Origin of the sequence: Mycobacterium mantenii (assembly GCF_001667865.1) — a bacterium.
Classification (GTDB): domain Bacteria; phylum Actinomycetota; class Actinomycetes; order Mycobacteriales; family Mycobacteriaceae; genus Mycobacterium; species Mycobacterium mantenii_A.
In genome coordinates, this window is the sequence record NZ_LZJP01000074.1 from 1 (window position 1) to 1,336 (window position 1,336).

The window sequence follows — 1,336 nt, forward strand, 5'->3', positions numbered from 1 at the left end:
CGCTGGTGCCGGGGCTGCGGGCGCCGGGGCCGCGGGTGCCGGGGCGACCCTTGCCGGTTCCGGTGCAGCCGGTGGGGGTGTGCTGGCAGCAGGGGGCGGCGCAGGTGCAACGGCGTTAGCGCCGATTTGTGGCCGCGTGTCGACATGCGGTCGAATGGCGATCGCCAGCGCGATGACGAGGGCCAGGACCCCGCCGACAAACAACCCCAACACGCTCATCGCCACGAGAAACGGCCGGGTGGCCCGCCGCTCGGTCGCCGCGGCGCCCGAGCCGGTCCATGGCGAGTCGGCGTCGTCATCAACTGGGGGATAGGCGCCGGTGCCGAGCCCGCGAGCGGGCGTGAGGCCAGCCTCTTCGGGATCGGCGCTGTAGGCCAACGCCTCGGCGCCACGTTCGACGGTGGCGGGAAAATCCGCGTAGCCGAGGCCCACCGCGTGCGGGGCTACCTCACCGGTGCCGGGGTCTTGCGCGTACGCGATCGCTGCGGTCGAGGATGAAAACAATGGTGGATGCGCCGATGCCAACGCCGCGCCCCTGGCCAGTGCCAGGCCTGGCTCCTCCGGTGTGCTCACCACGAGGGAACTGGCTGCCTGCAACTGCGGGCTGATTGCGGCGATGTCGACGCCGTCGGAGCCGACCACGAACAAACCGTCCGGGCGCGGCTCCATCGCTTCTGCACCGGCGGCCATCGCGGTCAACGCTGCCACCGCCTCGTCTTCGTCGTCAGGCAGCTCCTGCCGGCGCACATCGGCGACCGAACCGTCGGCGGTATGTACCACCGCCATCGTTGCGGTGGACGGCTCCACGAACAGCAGGGCGGTGTGCGCATACCTTGTCGAGTTGCCCACCGTCTGGGTCAGCGAGGCCGCGGCCAGAAAGGCCGAGACCAGCATGACCTTCTCGATCCTCTGGTCGGCCAGCAAGTCGCGCAGGGCGGCGGCCTGGATGGGGTCCGTCCACGTCACCCCGACCGAGGCCAACGGGCAGCCGCTCTCCGCCGCTCCTTCCCGCGTCCCGAGGATTGCGGAGACGACTTGATCGGGTCCGGTCGGATTCACCGGACCTCGGGCCGAGACCACCTCAAACGCGTCCGTGTCAACGGTGGCGCCCTGGGCGTGTTCCCCTTCGACCAAGACCGCGCGAACCGCCGTGGGCGTCATCGACACACCGAGTACGGTTTCCACCGCGCCCTCCTGCAGGCTTGTCTCGGATCGCCCCCCGACGACCAGCCTATCCGCCGCCCACGGCAGTGCAAACAGACTCCGACGCTACTTCCACGAGCTGGCCGAGCATCAGTCATCCTCATCCACACCCAACTGCGAGTGCGCGACGCGA

Annotated in this window: 1 protein-coding gene; it reads right to left on the reverse strand. The window is 69.9% G+C overall.

Annotated elements, in window-relative coordinates; translation table 11 throughout:
* The coding region (locus tag A5688_RS27745; protein WP_068268173.1) for a DUF7159 family protein at window positions 1-1,185 on the reverse strand (1,185 nt) is incomplete at its 3' end.
* Between the last annotated feature and the right edge of the window lie 151 nt (window positions 1,186-1,336).